Annotated in this window: 16 protein-coding genes; 13 read left to right on the forward strand and 3 right to left on the reverse strand. The window is 67.8% G+C overall.

The window, feature by feature from the left end; genetic code table 11:
* Positions 1-84: 84 nt before the first annotated feature.
* A complete protein-coding gene (smpB, locus tag ACTJJK_RS11625) occupies positions 85-597 on the reverse strand; it encodes an SsrA-binding protein SmpB (RefSeq protein WP_031372713.1) in 513 nt (170 codons plus the stop codon).
* A 376-nt stretch (positions 598-973) separates the two neighbouring features.
* Between smpB and ACTJJK_RS11630 the strand changes: the two genes are divergently transcribed.
* A complete protein-coding gene (locus tag ACTJJK_RS11630) occupies positions 974-1,441 on the forward strand; it encodes a type II toxin-antitoxin system RatA family toxin (RefSeq protein ID WP_031372714.1) in 468 nt (155 codons plus the stop codon).
* An 11-nt stretch (positions 1,442-1,452) separates the two neighbouring features.
* Positions 1,453-1,719, forward strand: coding sequence for an RnfH family protein (locus ACTJJK_RS11635; protein ID WP_223620146.1), 267 nt, complete (start codon positions 1,453-1,455; stop codon positions 1,717-1,719).
* Positions 1,720-1,820: 101 nt separating this feature from the next.
* Here the strand turns inward: ACTJJK_RS11635 and ACTJJK_RS11640 are convergent, their stop codons facing one another.
* The gene (locus ACTJJK_RS11640; protein WP_031372716.1) at positions 1,821-2,222 is read right to left on the reverse strand and encodes an outer membrane protein assembly factor BamE; all 402 of its coding nucleotides are present in this window, start codon (positions 2,220-2,222) and stop codon (positions 1,821-1,823) included.
* Between the two features lie 221 nt (positions 2,223-2,443).
* On the opposite strand from ACTJJK_RS11640, the gene fur reads away from it, so the two are divergent.
* Together fur and ACTJJK_RS11650 are read left to right on the forward strand one after the other, a co-directional pair.
* The gene (gene fur / locus ACTJJK_RS11645) at positions 2,444-2,845 is read left to right on the forward strand and encodes a ferric iron uptake transcriptional regulator (RefSeq protein WP_031372717.1); all 402 of its coding nucleotides are present in this window, start codon (positions 2,444-2,446) and stop codon (positions 2,843-2,845) included.
* 8 nt (positions 2,846-2,853) lie between these two features.
* Positions 2,854-3,366, forward strand: coding sequence for a DUF2199 domain-containing protein (locus ACTJJK_RS11650; RefSeq protein ID WP_152566281.1), 513 nt, complete (start codon positions 2,854-2,856; stop codon positions 3,364-3,366).
* A 206-nt stretch (positions 3,367-3,572) separates the two neighbouring features.
* Here the strand turns inward: ACTJJK_RS11650 and recN are convergent, their stop codons facing one another.
* A complete protein-coding gene (gene recN, locus ACTJJK_RS11655) occupies positions 3,573-5,255 on the reverse strand; it encodes a DNA repair protein RecN (protein ID WP_223620147.1) in 1,683 nt (560 codons plus the stop codon).
* A gap of 252 nt (positions 5,256-5,507) precedes the next feature.
* Here recN and hrcA point away from each other — a divergent pair, with 252 nt between their 5' ends.
* From hrcA to carB, 9 genes are all read left to right on the forward strand, one after another.
* Entirely contained in the window at positions 5,508-6,560 is a 1,053-nt protein-coding gene (gene hrcA / locus ACTJJK_RS11660; RefSeq protein WP_031372720.1) for a heat-inducible transcriptional repressor HrcA, read from the forward strand.
* Between the two features lie 403 nt (positions 6,561-6,963).
* Complete coding sequence (grpE, locus tag ACTJJK_RS11665; RefSeq protein ID WP_031372721.1) at positions 6,964-7,482, forward strand: nucleotide exchange factor GrpE; 519 nt, start codon at positions 6,964-6,966, stop codon at positions 7,480-7,482.
* Positions 7,483-7,710: 228 nt separating this feature from the next.
* On the forward strand, positions 7,711-9,627 hold the full coding sequence (gene dnaK / locus ACTJJK_RS11670) for a molecular chaperone DnaK (RefSeq protein ID WP_031372722.1): 1,917 nt from the start codon (positions 7,711-7,713) through the stop codon (positions 9,625-9,627).
* Positions 9,628-9,942: 315 nt separating this feature from the next.
* Positions 9,943-11,076 (forward strand): molecular chaperone DnaJ, encoded by a 1,134-nt coding sequence (dnaJ, locus tag ACTJJK_RS11675; protein WP_440730268.1) that lies wholly within the window; start codon positions 9,943-9,945, stop codon positions 11,074-11,076.
* Between the two features lie 323 nt (positions 11,077-11,399).
* On the forward strand, positions 11,400-12,137 hold the full coding sequence (dapB, locus tag ACTJJK_RS11680) for a 4-hydroxy-tetrahydrodipicolinate reductase (RefSeq protein ID WP_031372725.1): 738 nt from the start codon (positions 11,400-11,402) through the stop codon (positions 12,135-12,137).
* A 112-nt stretch (positions 12,138-12,249) separates the two neighbouring features.
* Positions 12,250-13,215 carry a zinc metalloprotease gene (locus ACTJJK_RS11685; RefSeq protein WP_081931015.1) on the forward strand — a complete coding sequence of 322 codons (966 nt, stop codon included), beginning with the start codon at positions 12,250-12,252 and terminating at the stop codon, positions 13,213-13,215.
* Positions 13,216-13,564: 349 nt separating this feature from the next.
* Complete coding sequence (gene carA, locus ACTJJK_RS11690; protein WP_440730269.1) at positions 13,565-14,692, forward strand: glutamine-hydrolyzing carbamoyl-phosphate synthase small subunit; 1,128 nt, start codon at positions 13,565-13,567, stop codon at positions 14,690-14,692.
* Positions 14,692-15,138 carry a DUF6973 domain-containing protein gene (locus ACTJJK_RS11695; RefSeq protein ID WP_031372728.1) on the forward strand — a complete coding sequence of 149 codons (447 nt, stop codon included), beginning with the start codon at positions 14,692-14,694 and terminating at the stop codon, positions 15,136-15,138. Before carA ends, ACTJJK_RS11695 begins: the two co-directional genes overlap by 1 nt.
* 7 nt (positions 15,139-15,145) lie before the next feature.
* Positions 15,146-18,397: a carbamoyl-phosphate synthase large subunit gene (gene carB / locus ACTJJK_RS11700; protein WP_408949989.1), complete on the forward strand. Its 3,252-nt coding sequence runs from the start codon at positions 15,146-15,148 to the stop codon at positions 18,395-18,397.
* Positions 18,398-18,449: the final 52 nt, after the last annotated feature.

Genomic DNA, 18,449 nt, shown 5'->3' on the forward strand with positions numbered 1-18,449 from the left:
AATCCATGCGGCCGCGTAAACCAACAGCCCGCGAACAGGCGGGCGATTGTGTTTGGAGAAACCCGTCGGTCGGCGGGCTTGGGATCAGGCGTCGCGGTTGTGCCGGCGCATCACGCGCTGTTTTTCGCGCGCCCAGTCGCGTTCCTTGCTCGCCTCGCGCTTGTCGTGGCTCTGCTTGCCCTTGGCCAGCGAGATTTCGAGCTTGACCTTGTTGCCTTTCCAGTACATCGCGGTCGGCACGACCGTGTAGCCGTCGCGCTGGACGCGGCCGATCAGGTTGTCGATCTCGTTGCGGTGCAGCAGCAGCTTGCGGGTGCGGCGTTCCTCGGCGACGACGTGGGTCGAGGCGGAGATCAGCGGGCTGATCTGCGCGCCGATCAGGAACATCTCGTCGCGCAGGATGACGGCGTAGCTTTCGGTGATGTTTGCGCGTCCGGCGCGGATGGATTTGAGCTCCCAGCCCTGCAGCGACAGACCGGCCTCGAAGCGTTCTTCGAGGTGGTAATCGTGACGCGCACGCTTGTTCAGCGCGATGGTGCCGCCCGCGCTGCCCTTTCCTTTATCCTTGCCGGCCTTGTTGTTCGTAGTTTTAGCCATGACAGATTGTCCACGATCCGGAGGCCATTTGAGTAGCCGTCTCCGGTTTTGGATGAAGATCTCCGATCCGGAGGCGGTTTGAGTAGCCGCCGTGCGTTTTAGGCAGACGGCGCTCCGATCCGGAGGCGGTTTGAGTAGCCGTCGTGCGTTTTAGGCAGATGGCGCTCCGAGCCGGAGGCAACCGGAGTGGCCGTCGGTCTGGATGAAGTTCCACGATCCGGGGCGGTTGCCGCCTGCGCCGGCTTGCTGAGTTCCTCGATTCCGACGGCGGTCAAGCGCTCATCCGGGCCTTCACCCGGCTACGATGCCCACGCGGCAGCTCTTGGTCCGCATCCCTGCTTGAAATCCGCTTTGCGGACCTTATTGCGATAAGCACATGCCTACGATTCGCCGTTCCGCCCTCGTCGAACACTCCGCCGCGCGCATGTTCGCCCTGGTCAACGATGTCGCCGCGTACCCGCGCCGTTTCGACTGGTGCGAGCAGGCGCTGGTGCTCGAAGCCGACGAGGCCCACATGGTGGCGCGGCTCGACCTGGGACTGGGCGCGCTGCGGACCTGGTTCACCACCCACAACAGCTTGTCGCCGCCGCACCACATCGAGCTCAAGCTGGTCGACGGGCCGTTCCGCAAGCTGGGCGGGCGCTGGGAATTCCACGCGCTGGACGAGTCGGCCTGCAAGGTCACCCTGACCCTGGAATTCGAGCCGGCGGTGAAGCTGCTGGGGCCGGCGATGGCGCTGGGCTTCCAGAGCCTGGCCGACCGCATGGTCGACGATTTCGTCCGGGTCGCCGATCGCGGCGCCGAACCGGCGCTGCCGTCGGTGACCGGCCCGAGCCCGGCCTGAGCGGCATCGCAGTGAAGATCGAGCTGGTCCGGGCCTGGCCGCGCCGTTTCGAGGCGCTGACCGTGGAACTGGCCGACGGCGCCACGGTGGCCGATGCACTGGCCGCGGCCGGGTGGGGTGCGGATGCCGAAATCAGCGGCTATGCGGTGTTCGGGGTCAAGGCGGTGGCGGACACGCCGCTGCGCGATGGCGACCGGCTGGAATTGCTGCGGCCTTTGCAGATCGACCCCAAGGAAGCGCGCCGCCGCCGCGCCGCCGAGCGCCCGCTCAAGAAATAAGCGCGCGCAAAACCAACGACGGCCCGGACGCAAGGCGGCCGGACCGGCAGGGGTGACGCTGCAGCGGGAGGCTGCGCGACCGCGAGGCCGCGCGCCGGGGATCAGCGCCGGCGGCGCTTGTCCTTATCCTTGTCCTTGGCCAGGTTGCGGCCGAACTGCTTGACCGAGGCGCGGGCGATCTGCTCGTCCTGCTCGGCGAAGTAGTCGCCTTCCCACTTGGTCAGGCTGTCGTTCTCGAACCACAGGGTCAGGTTCTTGCGATCGGTGTGGCCGAGGCGGTCGACGCGCTGGGTCGAGGTGTAGTCCCAGCGGTTCTGGTGGAACGGGTCTTCGATCGACGGGGTGCCCAGCAGCAACTGCACCTGCTGCTTGGTCATGCCGGTCTGGAGCTGGTCGATCGCGGTCTTCTCGAGCAGGTTGCCCTGATAGATCGGCTGCTTGTAGATGATGCCGCAGCCGGCGGTGAGCATGGACAGCGAGAGGACGAGCAGGAGCTTACGCATCGGGTAGGGTTCTGCGGCAGTCGAAGGCAACGGGGCCGATGATACACTGAAGCCCGCACCCACCAAGGGCGGATCATGGCGCGCGGAGACCCCTCGCGTTCATCCGCCATTCCGGCCCAGCCAGCCCAGTCCGCTCCATGCGCAGCCGCCCGCGGCCACGGCCAGCCGGTCAACACCCAGGCACGGCGAACGCCGGCCGAATCGATCTGAAGGGAACACTCATGGAATCGCAGGACCTGCGCAACGTCGGACTCAAGGTCACCCATCCGCGCCTGCGGATCCTGGAGCTGCTGGAGCAATCCAAGCCGCGCCACATGACCGCCGAGGACATCTACCGGATGTTGCTGGAAAAGGGCGAGGACATCGGCCTGGCCACGGTCTACCGCGTGCTGACCCAGTTCGAGTCGGCGGGCCTGGTGCTCAAGCACAATTTCGAGGCCGGCCAGTCGGTGTACGAACTCGACCGCGGCCATCACCACGACCACATGGTCGACATCGACAGCGGCAAGATCATCGAGTTCGAAAGCTCGGAGATCGAAGAGCTGCAGCGCAAGATCGCGGCCAAGCACGGCTACGAGATCGAAGAGCACTCGCTGGTGCTGTACGTGCGCAAGAAGAAGTGAAGGCCGACATGTCCGGCGAGACGATGTTGCCGTGCTCGTGCTGCGGCGAACTCGTCGCGCTGTCGGACATGGAGTACTCCTTCACCTTCCCGGACGCTTACCACGCCCTCGACAACGCCGCGCGCTGCGCGCCGGACACCTTTTGCGACGCGAACTTCTGCGCGATCGGCGGCGGCCAGCTGTTCGTGCGCGGAGTGATTCCGTTGCCGGTCGAAGGCGGCGACGACTACTGCATCGGCGCCTGGGTCGAGTTGGCCGAACACGATTGGCGCCTGGCGCGGATGATGTGGGACGAGCCCGGCAACGACCGCGTGCCCGAATTCGCCGGCACCCTGGCCAATCACATCCCGCGCGTCTACGAGTTCAGCACCCTCGGCCTGGAGCTGCGGGTGCAGTTGCACGACGACACCCGGCCGACCTTCCGCCTGGTCGACAGCGGGCATCCGCTCGAAGACGAACAGCGCCAGGGCATCACCCCGCACCGGGCGGCGTTCTTCACCGGGCTGCCCGATCTCGATTGAGGCGGCTATCGATCAAGGATCGAGTCGGCTATCAATCGAGTTTGCTCGATTGATCTAGCTCGAACGAGCTTGCTCGATTGATCCAGGTCGAACGAGCTTGCTCGATCGATCTAAGCCCAACGGGCTTGCTTGATCGACCCAGGCCGAAGCCGCTCCGAGGCTGAGCTCAATGTCGGCTCCGAATCCCGAATCCCGAATCCCCGACCTCAGACCACGTCGGCCAACAGCCGCTTGGCCGCGGCGCGAACTTCTTTATTGAGTTCGATGCCGCCGAGCATGCGCGCGAGTTCTTCCTCGCGCTGCTTGGCGCCGAGCACCTGCACCGCGCTCTGGGTCACGCCTTCGCTGGCGGCCTTGCTGACGCGGTAGTGGGCGTGGCCCTGGGCCGCGACCTGGGCCAGGTGGGTCACGCACAGCACCTGGCGGCTGGCGCCGAGCGCGCGCAGCTTCTGGCCGACGATCTCGGCCACGGCGCCGCCGATGCCGGAATCGACTTCGTCGAAGACCATGGTCGCGACCGCGTCGAGGCCGAAGGCCGCGACTTCGATCGCCAGCGAAATGCGCGAGAGTTCGCCGCCGGAGGCGACCTTGCGCAGCGGCCGGGCCGGCTGGCCGGGGTTGGCCGCGACCAGGAATTCGACGCGTTCGCCGCCTTGCGGGTCGGGACGGTCCTCGTCGAGCGGCTCCAGGGCGACGTCGAAACGCCCGCCGCCCATGCCGAGTTCGCCGATCAGCACGCTGGTGGTGTCGGACAGGCTCTTGGCGGCCTTGCGGCGCGCCTCGCCCAGGGTGTCGGCGGCGCGGCGCCACTGTGCGCGCGCGCTCTGGATTTCGCCGTCGAGCACCTGCAGGCGGTCGCCGGCGCTGCGCAATTGGTCGAGTTCGCCGGCCATGCCGTCGCGGGTGGCCGGCAGTTGTTCGGGCGCGACCCGGTGCTTGCGCGCCAGCTCGTGCAGGCGGCCGATCTTGTTTTCGATCTGCTCGAAGGCCGAAGGATCGAGGTCGAGATCGTCGCGGACCCGGTCGAGCAGGGTCAGCGCCTCGTCGATCTGGATCGCGGCGTTGTCGAGCATGGCGTCGACATCGTTCAAGCGCGGCTCGTGCTCGGCGACCCGCTGCAGCTCGCCGCGCACCTGTTGCACCAGGCGGGTCAGCGACGGGCCTTCGTCGCCGCCGAGGCGGGCGAAGGCCGATTCGCAGGCGGCGATGAGGCCGGCGGCATGGGCATGGCGGCGATGGTCGCTGAGCAGCTTGGCCAAGGCCTCGGCTTCGAGCACTTCGCGTTCGAGCTCGGCGTGCTGATGTTCCAGCCAGGCGATGCGGTCGGAGACGTCGCCCTGCGCCGACAGCGTGTCGCGTTCGCGCAGCAGCGCGCTCCACTGTTGCGCCGCGGCTTCGACCACGGCCAACGGCGCGTCGTGGCGGCCGTAAGCGTCGAGCAGGCCGAGCTGGCTGGCGCGCGACATCAGCGCCTGGTGTTCGTGTTGGCCGTGGATCTCGACCAGGCGCCCGGCGAGCTCGCCGAGTTGGCTCAGGGTGACCGGGCGGCCGTTGATCCAGGCGCGCGAACCGCCGTCGGCGCGGATCACCCGGCGGATCTGGCAGATCGCAGCCTCGCCGTCGCCGGTTTCGTCGAGTTCGTTGTCGCGCAGCCAGGCCGCGGCCAGCGGCGCATCGTCGAGGGTGAAGTCGGCGACCAGTTCGGCGCGGTCGGCGCCATGGCGGACCACGCCGCTGTCGGCGCGCAGGCCGGACAGCAGACCGAGGGCGTCGACCAGCAGCGACTTACCGGCACCGGTTTCGCCGGAGATCACGGTGAGGCCGGGACCGAAGCTGAGTTCGGCGGCGCTGACGACGGCGAATTGCTTGAGCGAGAGGTGAGCGAGCATGCGGCGGCGATTGTGCCTTGGCGGCGAGAGACTGGGAATGGGCGGCAAGCGGGCCGGAGGGTAGGGCGGATGCGGATCACAGGGTGAGACGAGCAGGGCGAGGCGAGCGGACGCGTACGCCGCCGGCAGTGTGCACGAGGATTCTTACCGATGCGGACGCAGCGCGCAGGGCGGGGCGGCCGATGCGGACCGCCATCGTCGAATCGGACGATGGCGCTTGCGCCGGCCCGCGTCCGCGCCTATATCCACAGCATGAATCGCCGACCGCCCGATCCGAGCCTCGACCCGCGCGCGCGGCAACTGCTGCGCACGCTGATCGGCCGCTACATCCACAGCGGCGAACCGGTCGGATCGCAGACCCTGGCCAAGCATGCCGGCCTCGACGTCAGTGCGGCGACGATCCGCAACATCCTGGCCGACCTGGAAGACGTCGGCCTGCTCAGCGCGCCGCACGCCTCGGCCGGGCGCATCCCGACCGTGCAGGGCTACCGCCTGTTCGTCGACTCGCTGCTGCAGGTGCGGCCGTTGCCGGAAGGCGAGGTCGCGCGCCTGCGCAGCGAGCTGCCGTCGGGCTCGGGCACCCAGGCCTTGCTGGGCAGCGCTTCGGAACTGTTGTCTGCGATGACCCACTTCGTCGGTGTGGTCAGCGTGCCCAAGCGCGAGCAGTTCGCGTTCCGGCGCATCGATTTCGTGCCGCTGGACGCCCAGCGGGTGCTGGCGATCCTGGTGTTCGCCGACCAGGACGTACAGAACCGCATCATCCAGACCCGCCGCCCCTACGACGCCGGCGAGCTCGAACGGGTCGGCAACTACCTCAACGCACACTTCGCCGGGCGGCCGGTGGCCGAGATCCGCGCCACCTTGCTGATGGATCTGCGCAACGCCCAGTCGGAGATGCAGACCTTGCTCGCGCAGTCGGTCGAGCTGGCCGAGCAGGTGTTGACCCCGGACAACGACGACATGGTCCTGGCCGGGCAGACCCGGCTGATGGGCGTGCAGGAGCTGGCCGACCTGGACCGCCTGCGCGAGCTGTTCGAGGCTTTCGCCCGCAAGCGCGAAATCCTGCAGTTGCTCGAACGCACCGTGCGCGCCCCCGGGGTGCGCATCTTCATCGGCGAGGAGACCGGCCTGGCGCCGTTGGAGGGCGTGTCGCTGGTGACCGCGCCGTACACCGCCGGCGGCCGGGTGCTCGGCGTGCTGGGGGTGATCGGCCCGACCCGCATGGCCTACGACCGGGTGATCCCGGTGGTGCAGGCGGCCGCGGATGCGCTGGGGGATGCGTTCGGCGTCACTGAGGGGGACTGAGGGAGGCCGTCCGGAAGCCCAGAGTAGGAGCGGCGCGAGCCGCGACCAACCGAAGTGGACTGAAACGAGGGGCGATTCCGCCTCCGAAGCCGGTCCAACCGTCCCGCCTATCCCAGTTAGCCGGAGCCCGGGGTAGGAGCGGCGTAAGCCGCGACCGCCATCTCTCCGGTGGGGCCAATCTTTTGGAGACCATCGGCTTCGGGCCGAGCCGGGGTTGATCACCTCGGTTGATCGCGGCTTGCGCCGCTCCTGCCCAAAAGCCGGCGCCGCCGGGGTGCGCAATGCCTCCCGAAACCCGCCGCTCGACGCCGATGCCGGGCGATCGATGCAGATCCGGGCACTTGAACCGCACCATCGCGGCCCCATAGCTGGCCTGTCGCGGAAAAACCGCCAGGACCCAGGCATGAACCAACACGATCCTTATTCCGAACTCAACCCGGCGGCCCAGGACGAGGTCCCGGGCTCCTCCGAGGCGTCCGAAGTCGAGGCGCTGCGCGCCGAGCTCAGCAAGCTGCGCGAAGACACGCTGCGCGAACGCGCCGAACTCGACAACCAGCGCAAGCGCGTGTCGCGCGACGTCGAGATGGCGCGCAAGTTCGCCAACGAGCGCCTGCTCGGCGACCTGCTGCCGGTGATCGACAGCCTCGAGGCCGGCCTGGCCGTGGCCGGCGACGACGCCAGCGCCCTGCGCCAGGGCATGGAACTGACCCTGCGCCAGCTGCTCAAGGTCGCCGGCGACAACGGCCTGGTCGCGGTCGACCCGGCCGGCCAGCCGTTCAATCCCGAGCATCACCAGGCCATGAGCATGGTGCCGGCGCCGGGTGTGGCGCCGAACCACGTGGTCCAGGTCTACCAGAAGGGCTGGCTGCTCAACGAGCGCCTGCTGCGTCCGGCGCTGGTGGTGGTCGCCCAGGACGCCTGAACGATCCCGGGACGGTCCCGGCCGCGGCTCGCCGCGGTCGCGAAACCGAAGCGGGGGGCGGCGCGAGCCGCGAACGGACGTTCCGGGAAGGGCCGGGACGGACGTCACGAGGGCGGGGCACGGGCGCTTGAACTGCCCGGCACCTAGCCCCAAATAACGAACATCGGCGGCACGGCGCACAGCGCGGACCGCCCCAACTATTCAAGCATTCGAGAGGGAGCACTACGTATGGGCAAGATCATCGGCATCGACCTGGGCACCACCAATTCCTGCGTCGCAGTGATGGAAGGCGGCAAGGCCAAGGTCATCGAGAATTCCGAGGGCGACCGCACCACGCCGTCGATCGTCGCGTTCACCAAGGACGGCGAAGTCCTGGTCGGCGCCTCGGCCAAGCGCCAGGCGGTCACCAATCCCAAGAACACCTTCTATGCGGTCAAGCGCCTGATCGGCCGCAAGTTCAGCGACGCCGAAGTGCAGAAGGACATCGGCCTGGTGCCCTACAACATCGTCGCGCACGACAACGGCGATGCCTGGGTCGCGACCCTCGACGACAAGAAGATGGCGCCGCAGCAGATCTCGGCCGAAGTGCTGGGCAAGATGAAGAAGACCGCCGAAGCCTACCTGGGCGAGCCGGTCACCGAAGCGGTCATCACCGTGCCGGCCTACTTCAACGACAGCCAGCGCCAGGCGACCAAGGACGCCGGCAAGATCGCCGGCCTGGAAGTCAAGCGCATCATCAACGAGCCGACCGCGGCGGCGTTGGCCTACGGCATGGACAAGAAGGGCGGCGATCGCAAGATCGCGGTCTACGACCTCGGCGGCGGCACCTTCGACGTGTCGATCATCGAGATCGCCTCGGTCGACGGCGAGATGCAGGTCGAAGTGCTGTCGACCAACGGCGACACCTTCCTCGGCGGCGAAGACTTCGACAAGCGCGTCATCGACTACTTGGTCGAAGAGTTCCAGAAGGACCAGGGCATCGACCTGCGCAAGGATCCGCTGGCGCTGCAGCGCCTGAAGGATGCGGCCGAGCGCGCCAAGATCGAGCTGTCGTCCTCGCAGCAGACCGAAGTCAACCTGCCGTACGTGACCGCCGACGCCTCGGGTCCGAAGCACCTCAACATCAAGCTGACCCGCGCCAAGCTGGAGTCGCTGGTCGAGGACCTGGTCAAGAAGACCATCGAACCCTGCCGCATCGCCCTCAACGACGCCGGCCTGCGCGCCAGCGACGTGGCCGAAGTGATCCTGGTCGGCGGTCAGACCCGCATGCCCAAGGTCAGCCAGGCGGTGGCCGAGTTCTTCGGCAAGGAACCGCGCAAGGACGTCAACCCGGATGAGGCGGTTGCTGTGGGTGCGGCCATTCAGGGCGGCGTGCTGGCCGGCGACGTCAAGGACGTGCTGCTGCTCGACGTGACCCCGCTGTCGCTCGGCATCGAGACCCTGGGCGGCGTGTTCACCAAGATCATCGAGAAGAACACCACGGTGCCGACCAAGGCCTCGCAGACCTTCTCGACCGCCGAGGACAACCAGTCCGCGGTGACCGTGCACGTGTTGCAGGGCGAGCGCGAACAGGCCCGCTTCAACAAGTCGCTGGCCCGCTTCGACCTGTCCGGCATCGAACCCTCGCCGCGCGGCATGCCGCAGGTCGAGGTGTCGTTCGACATCGACGCCAACGGCATCCTGCACGTCAGCGCCAAGGACAAGAAGACCAACAAGGAGCAGAAGGTCGAGATCAAGGCCGGCTCGGGTCTGTCCGAGGAAGAGATCGCCAAGATGGTCGCCGACGCCGAAGCCAACCGCGAGGAAGACCAGAAGTTCCACGAGCTGGTGCAGGCGCGCAACCACGCCGACGGCCTGATCCACATGGCCCGCAGCACGATCAAGGAGCACGGCGAGAAGTTGCCGGGCGACCAGATCGGCCGCGCCGAGGCGGCCATCGCCGACCTCGAAACGGCGATGAAGGGCGACGACAAGGGCCAGATCGAGGCCAAGTCGAAGGCGCTGGAAGAAGCCGCGCAGTCGCTGTTCGCCGCGGCCCAGGCCGCGCAGCCGGACGCCGGCGGCGCCGCCGAAACCGGTTCGGCCAAGTCCGAGGACGTGGTCGACGCGGAATTCACCGAAGTGAAGGACGAAGACAAGAAGTAAGCCGGGAATCGGGAATGGGGAATCGGGAATGGGCTTTCGCCATCGCGGCGATTTGCGTCCAAAGGCCCGGTTCCCCGTTCTCGTATCCGCAACGCGGCAGTGGCCGATGCGTTGGTGTTTCGATCGTCGTCCCGGCGCAGGCGGGGACCCAGGGCTTCGCCGGGGTATGGTGCTGAAGTCTCTGGATGTTCGGCTGCCGCTGAAGAGCGGCAGAGCCCGCCTTCGCGGGAATGACGGCCGAAAAGTTCACACCCTCGCAGCGGCCACCGCTTTTGATTTGACGATTCCCGATTCTCGACTCCCGATTCCCAGCCCATGAGCAAACGCGACTATTACGAAGTGCTGGGCGTTGCGCGCAACGCCGGCGACGACGACCTCAAGAAGGCCTATCGCCGCTGCGCGATGAAACACCATCCGGACCGTAATCCGGGCGACGCGGCCGCCGAGGCCGCGTTCAAGGAATGCAAGGAGGCCTACGAGGTCCTGGCCGACGCCAACAAGCGCCGCGCCTACGACCAACACGGCCATGCCGCGTTCGAACACGGCATGGGCGGCGGAGGCGGCGGCCCCGGCTACGCCGATATGGGCGACATTTTCGGCGACATTTTCGGCAACATCTTCGGTGGCGGCGGAGGCGGCGGTTCGCGCGCGCCGCGTCGCGGCGCCGACATCGGCTACGTGATGGAGCTGTCGCTGGAAGAGGCGGTCGGCGGGATCGAGAAACAAATCGAAATCCCGACCCTGGACGCCTGCGACACCTGCGAAGGCAGCGGTTCGGCCGACGGCAAGGTCGAGAGCTGCACGACCTGCGGCGGCCGCGGCCAGGTGCGTTTCCAGCGCGGCATCTTCTCGATGCAGCAGACCTGCCCGCATTGCAACGGCCGCGGCCAGAGCATCGCCAACCCCTGCGGCGACTGCCACGGCCAGGGCCGGGTCGAACGCACCAAGACCCTGTCGGTGAAGATTCCGGCCGGCGTCGACAACGGCGACCGCATCCGCCTGACCGGCGAAGGCGAGGCCGGCCCGACCGGTTCGCCGCCGGGCGACCTGTACGTGGAAGTGCGCGTGCGCGAGCACGAGATCTTCCAGCGCGACGGCGACGACCTGCATTGCGAGGTGCCGATCCGCATCTCGCAGGCCGCGCTGGGCGACACCATCCGGGTGCCGACGCTCGGTGGCGAAGTGGAGCTGCGCATTCCGGGCGAAACCCAGAGCGGCAAGCTGTTCCGTCTGCGCGACAAGGGCGTCAAGTCGGTGCGCAGCCGCAAGCCGGGCGATCTGTACTGTCGCGCCGTGGTCGAGACGCCGGTCAATCTGACCCCCGAGCAGCGCGAGCTGCTGGAGAAGTTCGAGGCTACGTTCGTGGGTGAGGGGGCGCGAAAGCACTCGCCACGGTCCTCCACCTTTCTCGACGGGGTCAAAGGGTTCTGGGACCGCATGACGTCCTGACGGGTGCCGTCTCGAACGCATAGGAAAGAGGGGCTTCGGCCCCTTTTTCGTGGGCGTGGTTCGTGATTCGTTGCGGGACGATCGTTCCTGCGGATCGCGCCGCGGTCGTTGTCCTTTCGGTGTGTGCTTGGCGATGTGCCGCGGCGGATGGATCGTGGTCGCTGCTCGTGACCGAAGGAAATCCCCGCGGGACGCCGCTCCCACCCCGAAAGCGGCGAATGCAAAGGGTAGGAGCGGCGCAAGCCGCGACCGCGGGGTTTCCGGTCGCGCCGCGACCGCCCAGCGTGCATGACATACGCTCGCGCAGCCGCTAGCCTGCGCGCATGAGCGAACACACCAAATCCCCGGTCCGTCTCCTGATCCACGGCGCCTCCGGGCGCATGGGCCAGGCCCTGTTGCGTCTGGCCGCCGAGCGCGCGGACTTGAGCGTGGTCGCGGCGTATTCGCGTTCGCAGCCGCCGCAGCGGGTCATCGACGGGGTGCCGCATTTCGCCGTCGGCGAGTTGTCGGGGGCGCCGGAGTTTGACGTCGCCATCGACTTCAGCCTGCCGCAGGGCTTCGACCCGGTGCTGGCCTTGTGCGCCGCACGCGGCAAGGCGCTGGTGTCGGGCACCACCGGGCTCAGTTCGGTGCAGAACGCAGCGATCAACGACGCCGCCAACGGCATCGCCGTGGTCTGGGCGGCGAACTACAGCCTCGGCGTAGCGGTGCTGACCGAGCTGGTGCGCCGCGCCGCCGCAGCCTTGCCGGGCTGGGACTGCGACGTGGTCGAGGCCCATCACACCCGCAAGCTCGATGCGCCTTCCGGCACCGCCTTGCACCTCGGTGCCGCCGCGGCGATCGGCCGCGGCGAAGAGCCGCATTACGCCAGCCTGCGCGCCGGCGACATCGTCGGCGAGCACACGGTCCAGTTCGCCGCGGCCGGCGAGCGCCTGGAGTTGATCCACCGCGCCACCAATCGCGACATCTTCGCTCGCGGCGCGCTCGAAGCCGCACTGCGCGTCGCCCACCAGGCGCCGGGGCGCTACGGGCTGGCCGAGCTGATGTTTCCGAATCTGTGATCGCCGGCGCGAACGGCAGCGTGCGCGGGCACGCCTGAGCCGAGCCGGGCGTTCGCGCTTGGGCCAGATTGAGACCGCCGCGACCTGCGGCGCCCACTCTGGAGAGAGACCCATGCCTAACCACCGGATGTTCGCGGCCACCGCGGCGTTGTCGTTGTTTGCATCGCCAGCGCTGGCTCAACAAGCGTTGGCCCAACAGGCCCCCGAACCGGGCGCGACCGAGACGGTCGTGGCCACCGCGAACGGTTACAGCCGCCAGCCGCTGATCAAGATCCAGGACGCTCAGGGCTTCGTCCGCGACGGCCTGCGCTGCGGTGCGCCGCAATCGACCCCGCAACGCCGCCAACAGGTCGAAAGCCGCCTGCGGCAGTTCCGCCAATCCTCGCCGGTGCGCTTCGGCGCCAGCGTGGCCGTCGCGGCCAGCAAGACCGTGCCGGTCTGGTTCCATGTGGTCACCCGCACCGACAACACCGGCAACGTCACCGATGCGCGCATCCAGCAGCAGATGCAGGTGCTCAACGCGGCCTACGCCGGGCGCGGTTTCCAGTTCACCCTGGCCGGCGTCACCCGCACCAAGAACAACAGCTGGTACGGCAACTGCCTCAGCAACGAGATGAAGATGAAGAACGCGCTGGCGGTGAACCCGGCGCGCAATCTGAACATCTACACCTGCACCCCGGGCAGCTACCTGGGCTATGCCTACGTGCCCGACACCTATCCCGAAGCGTCCAAGCGCCACGGCGTGGTGGCCCTGCATTCCTCGCTGCCGGGCGGCGCCTCGACCAACTACAACGAAGGCGACACGGTGACCCACGAGGTCGGCCATCACCTCGGCCTGGAGCACACCTTCGAGAACGGTTGCAGCGCGCCCGGCGACTACATCGCCGACACCCCGCCGCAGGCCAGCCCGACCTCGGGCTGCCCGGTCGGCCGCGACAGCTGCGCCGGCGGCGGGCTGGACCCGATCCGCAACTTCATGGACTACAGCTACGACTCGTGCATGAACACGTTTTCGGACGACCAAAGCATCCGCATGCAGGACATGACCGCGACCTACAAGCCGTCGCTGGGAACCTGAGCCCGGGCGGCGCGGCGGCCTCGAGGCCGTCGCGCCAGCCTCGGACAGGCCTGCCGGGGCCGGCGGAGCGGGGCGCCCAGGCTTTGTTCAGGCAGTTGCATAGGGTTGGAAGCGCTGCAATCGCGATAAATCAGCGGCGAATGTGTCGTGCCGGCGCTGCCTGAACGGCCCGGGCCGCTGCGATCGGGGCAAATTTTAGCTGGCTTCCGGAGCTCATCGCCGCTAGAATTCCGGCTCGCCTGAATCCCGAACGCCGGACCGGTCCCGCACCGCGTCCGCGCTTTGCTGCAAGTCGGTTTTGCCGATGTCGCGCACGGGATCAGATCCTTCGGCAGCCAAGGCGACCCCCGTGACTCAACCCGCAATCCTCGCCCTCGAAGACGGTACCGTATTCGAGGGCGTTTCCGTAGGCGCGCCCGGCCTCAGCGTCGGCGAAGTCGTATTCAATACCGCGATCACCGGCTACCAGGAAATCCTCACCGATCCCTCGTACGCCCGCCAGTTGGTCACCTTGACCTATCCGCACGTCGGCAACACCGGCTGCACCGACCAGGACGACGAAGCGCGCCAGGTCTGGGCCTCGGGCCTGATCGTCCGCGACGTGCCGCGCCGCCCCAGCAACTGGCGCAGCCAGGTCGCGCTGCCGCAGTGGCTCAGCGAGCGCGGCGTGGTCGCCATTTCCGATATCGACACGCGCAAGCTGACCCGCTTGCTGCGCGACACCGGCGCCCAGAACGGCGCGCTGATGGCCGGAGAGATCGATGTGGCCAACGCGCTCGAAGCCGCGCGCAAGTTCCCCGGCCTCAAGGGCATGGACCTGGCCAAGGAAGTCTGCACGCGCGAACGCTACGAGTGGACCGACGGCCAGCTCGACCTGGACCGCAACGCCTTCGTCAACGTCGAGCCGCGCTTCCATGTCGTCGCTTACGACTTCGGCGTCAAGCTCAACATCCTGCGCATGCTCGCCGAGCGCGGCTGCCGCGTCACCGTGGTGCCGGCGCAGACCCCGGCCGCCGAGGCGCTGGCGCTGAATCCGGACGGCGTGTTCCTGTCCAACGGCCCCGGCGACCCGGAGCCCTGCGACTACGCGATCGCCGCGATCAAGGAATTCGTCGCCAAGAAGGTCCCGACCTTCGGCATCTGCCTGGGCCACCAGCTGCTCGGCCTGGCTTCGGGCGCGAAGACCCTGAAGATGAAGTTCGGTCACCACGGCGCCAATCATCCGGTCCAGGACCTCGATTCGGGCCGGGTGATGATCACCTCGCAGAACCACGGTTTCGCCGTCGATGAGGCCTCGCTGCCGGCCAACGTGCGCGTGACCCACCGCTCGCTGTTCGACGGCAGCAACCAGGGCATCGCCCTGACCGACGCGCCGGCCTTCAGCTTCCAGGGCCATCCGGAAGCCAGCCCGGGCCCGCACGATGTATCGCCCTTGTTCGACCGCTTCGTTTCCATGCTCGAGCAGGCCAAGGCCTGATGAGCGCAGCGCCGGCCCAGCCGCCGCGCCGACGCCGCTGGCGTCTGCGTGCGTTGGCGGTGCTGGCCGCGCTCGCCGCGTATCCCGCTTTCGTGATGATCGCGGTGTACGCGCAGTGGTTCGCCGCAGCGCTGCCGGGCGGACGCAACGGCCCGGCCGATGCGTACCGCCATAGCCTCGCCAGCGCGATCGTCGCCTACACCTTGTCGCCGCGCTGCGTCGATTGGGTGACCGCGGTGATGGAGCGGGGCGGCCAAGGCAACCCGAGCCGGGCGATGGATGCCCACAACAACCGGATCGGCGCGCGCCTCGGCGCCGCCGCCCCGACCTGGACCGCGATGCAGCGCGAAGTTCGCGCCGCGGTCGACCATGGGGCGATCGATGCACGATCGCCCGAGCAGATCACCTGGCGCGCGCCCGACGCGTGGCAGGACCGACTTTACTGAGGACGACATGCCCAAGCGTACCGACATCAAAACCGTCCTGATCATCGGCGCCGGCCCGATCGTGATCGGACAGGCCTGCGAATTCGACTACTCCGGCGCGCAGGCGTGCAAGGCGCTGCGCGACGAGGGCTACCGCGTCGTGCTGGTCAACTCGAATCCGGCCACGATCATGACCGACCCGAACATGGCCGACGCCGTGTACATCGAGCCGATCAACTGGCAGACGGTCGAGAAGATCATCGCCAAGGAAAAGCCCGACGCGCTGCTGCCGACCATGGGCGGCCAGACCGCGCTGAACTGCGCGCTCGACCTGGCCGACAACGGCGTGCTGGAGAAGTACAACGTCGAACTGATCGGCGCCAAGCGCGACGCGATCCGCATGGCCGAAGACCGCGAACTGTTCCGCATCGCGATGAGCGAGATCGGCCTGGAATGCCCGAAGGCGGAAGTCGCGCGCACCTTCGAGCAGGCGGTCGACATCCAGACCCGCGTCGGCTACCCGACCATCATCCGCCCGAGCTTCACCCTCGGCGGCACCGGCGGCGGCATCGCCTACAACAAGGAAGAATTCGAGGAGATCGCCAAGCGCGGCCTGGAACTCTCGCCGGTGCACGAAATCCTGGTCGAAGAGTCGGTGCTGGGCTGGAAGGAATTCGAGATGGAAGTGGTCCGCGACACCGCGGACAACTGCATCATCGTCTGCTCGATCGAAAACTTCGACGCGATGGGCGTGCACACCGGCGACTCGATCACGGTCGCGCCGGCTCAGACCCTGACCGACAAGGAATATCAGCGCCTGCGCGATGCCTCGATCGCGGTGCTGCGCAAGATCGGCGTCGACACCGGCGGTTCCAACGTCCAGTTCGGCATCAACGCCCACGACGGCCGCGTCGTCGTCATCGAGATGAACCCGCGCGTGTCGCGCTCCTCGGCGCTGGCGTCCAAGGCCACCGGCTTCCCGATCGCCAAGATCGCCGCCAAGCTCGCCATCGGCTACACCCTCGACGAGTTGCGTAACGAGATCACCGGCGGCGCCACCCCGGCTTCGTTCGAGCCGAGCATCGACTACGTCGTCACCAAGATCCCGCGCTTCGCTTTCGAGAAGTTCCCGCAGGCCGACGCCCGCCTGACCACGCAGATGAAGTCGGTCGGCGAAGTCATGGCGATGGGCCGCACCTTCCAGGAGTCGCTGCACAAGGCGCTGCGCGGCCTGGAAACCGGCAAGGTCGGCCTCGACCCGACCGGCCTGGACCTGAGCAGCGAAGCCGACCTGACCAAGCTGCGCCGCGAATTGAAGGAGCCGGGCCCGGAGCGCATGTTCCACATCGGCGACGCTTTCCGCGCCGGCATGAGTGTCGAGGACGTGCACGCGCTGTCGTTCGTCGACCCGTGGTTCCTCGACCAGATCGAAGAGCTGATCGCCAGCGAACGCGAGATCGCCGAAGGCGGCCTGGGCGCGCTGGACAAGACCCGCATGCGCGCGATCAAGCGCATGGGCTTCTCGGATGCGCGCATCGCCCAGCTGACCGGCACCGACGAGACCGCGGTGCGCACCCTGCGCCGCGCCATCGGCGTGCGCCCGGTGTACAAGCGCGTCGACTCCTGCGCCGCCGAGTTCGCCACCAGCACCGCCTACATGTACTCGACCTACGAGGACGAGTGCGAGGCCGCGCCGAGCAACCGCGACAAGATCATCGTGCTCGGCGGCGGCCCCAACCGCATCGGCCAGGGCATCGAGTTCGACTACTGCTGCGTGCATGCCGCGCTCGCCCTGCGCGAGGACGGCTATGAAACCATCATGGTCAACTGCAACCCGGAGACGGTCTCGACCGACTACGACACTTCCGACCGCCTGTATTTCGAGCCGCTGACCCTGGAAGACGTGCTCGAGATCGCCGACCTCGAAAAGCCCAAGGGCGTGATCGTGCAGTACGGCGGCCAGACCCCGCTCAAGCTCGCGCGTGCGCTCGAAGCCAACGGCGTGCCGATCATCGGCACCAGCCCGGACAGCATCGACCTGGCCGAGGACCGCGAGCGCTTCCAGCAACTGGTGCAGGAGCTGGGCCTGGCCCAGCCGATCAACCGCACCGCGCGCAACCCCGATGAGGCGCTGCTGCTGGCCGGCCAGATCGGTTACCCGATGGTGGTGCGCCCGAGCTACGTGCTCGGCGGCCGCGCCATGGAAATCGTCTACTCCGATGCCGACCTGACCCGTTACATCCGCGACGCGGTCAAGGTGTCCAACGATTCGCCGGTGCTGCTCGACCGCTTCCTCGACAACGCCGTCGAGGTGGACGTCGACATCATCGCCGACCGCGAAGGCCACGTGCTGATCGGCGGCGTGATGGAGCACATCGAGGAAGCCGGCGTGCACTCGGGCGACTCCTCGTGCTCGCTGCCGCCGTACTCGCTGTCGGCGGGCACCCAGGAACGCCTGCGCCAGCAGGTCGTGGCCCTGGCCAAGGCGCTCAAGGTGGTCGGCCTGATGAACACCCAGTTCGCGATCCAGACCGACGCCGAAGGCAACGACACGATCTTCCTGATCGAGGTCAACCCGCGTGCTTCGCGCACGGTGCCGTTCGTGTCCAAGGCCACCGGCATGGCGCTGGCGAAGATCGCCGCGCGCTGCATGGTCGGCCAGACCCTGGCTTCGCAGGGAGCGCTCGAAGAAATCGTCCCCGACTACTACTCGGTCAAGGAAGCGATCTTCCCGTTCGCCAAGTTCCAGGGCGTCGACCCGATCCTCGGACCGGAGATGCGCTCGACCGGCGAGGTGATGGGCGTCGGCAAGAACTTCGGCGCGGCGATGGCGCGCGCGCAGGAAGCCGGCGGCATCAAGGCGCCGCCGGTGGGCAAGGCCTTCATCTCGGTGCGCGACCCGGACAAGCTGCGCGTGCTGCCGGTGGCGCAGGAACTGGTGCGTCGCGGCTATACGCTGGTCGCGACCAGCGGCACCCAGAGCTTCCTCAGCGAGAACGGCGTCGCCTGCGAGCTGGTCAACAAGGTCACCGAGGGGCGTCCGCACATCGTCGACCTGATCAAGAACGGCGAGATCGTCTACATCATCAACACCACCGAAGGCCGTCAGGCGATCTCGGACTCGTTCTCGATCCGCCGCGAGGCCTTGCAGCAACGCGTGACGTACTCGACCACGGTGTCGGGGGCGCGCGCGCTGGTGAACTCGCTGGACTACCGCGGCACCGGTCCGGTCTGGTCGCTGCAGGAACTGCACGCGCAGATCGGCGCCGCCACGGCCTGATCGGCCGCGGACCATCCGAATGAGCGGGCCCGGCGTTGGCCGGGCCCGCTTG

This window comes from Lysobacter sp. 22409 (assembly GCF_052045105.1).
Taxonomy (GTDB): domain Bacteria; phylum Pseudomonadota; class Gammaproteobacteria; order Xanthomonadales; family Xanthomonadaceae; genus Lysobacter; species Lysobacter antibioticus_B.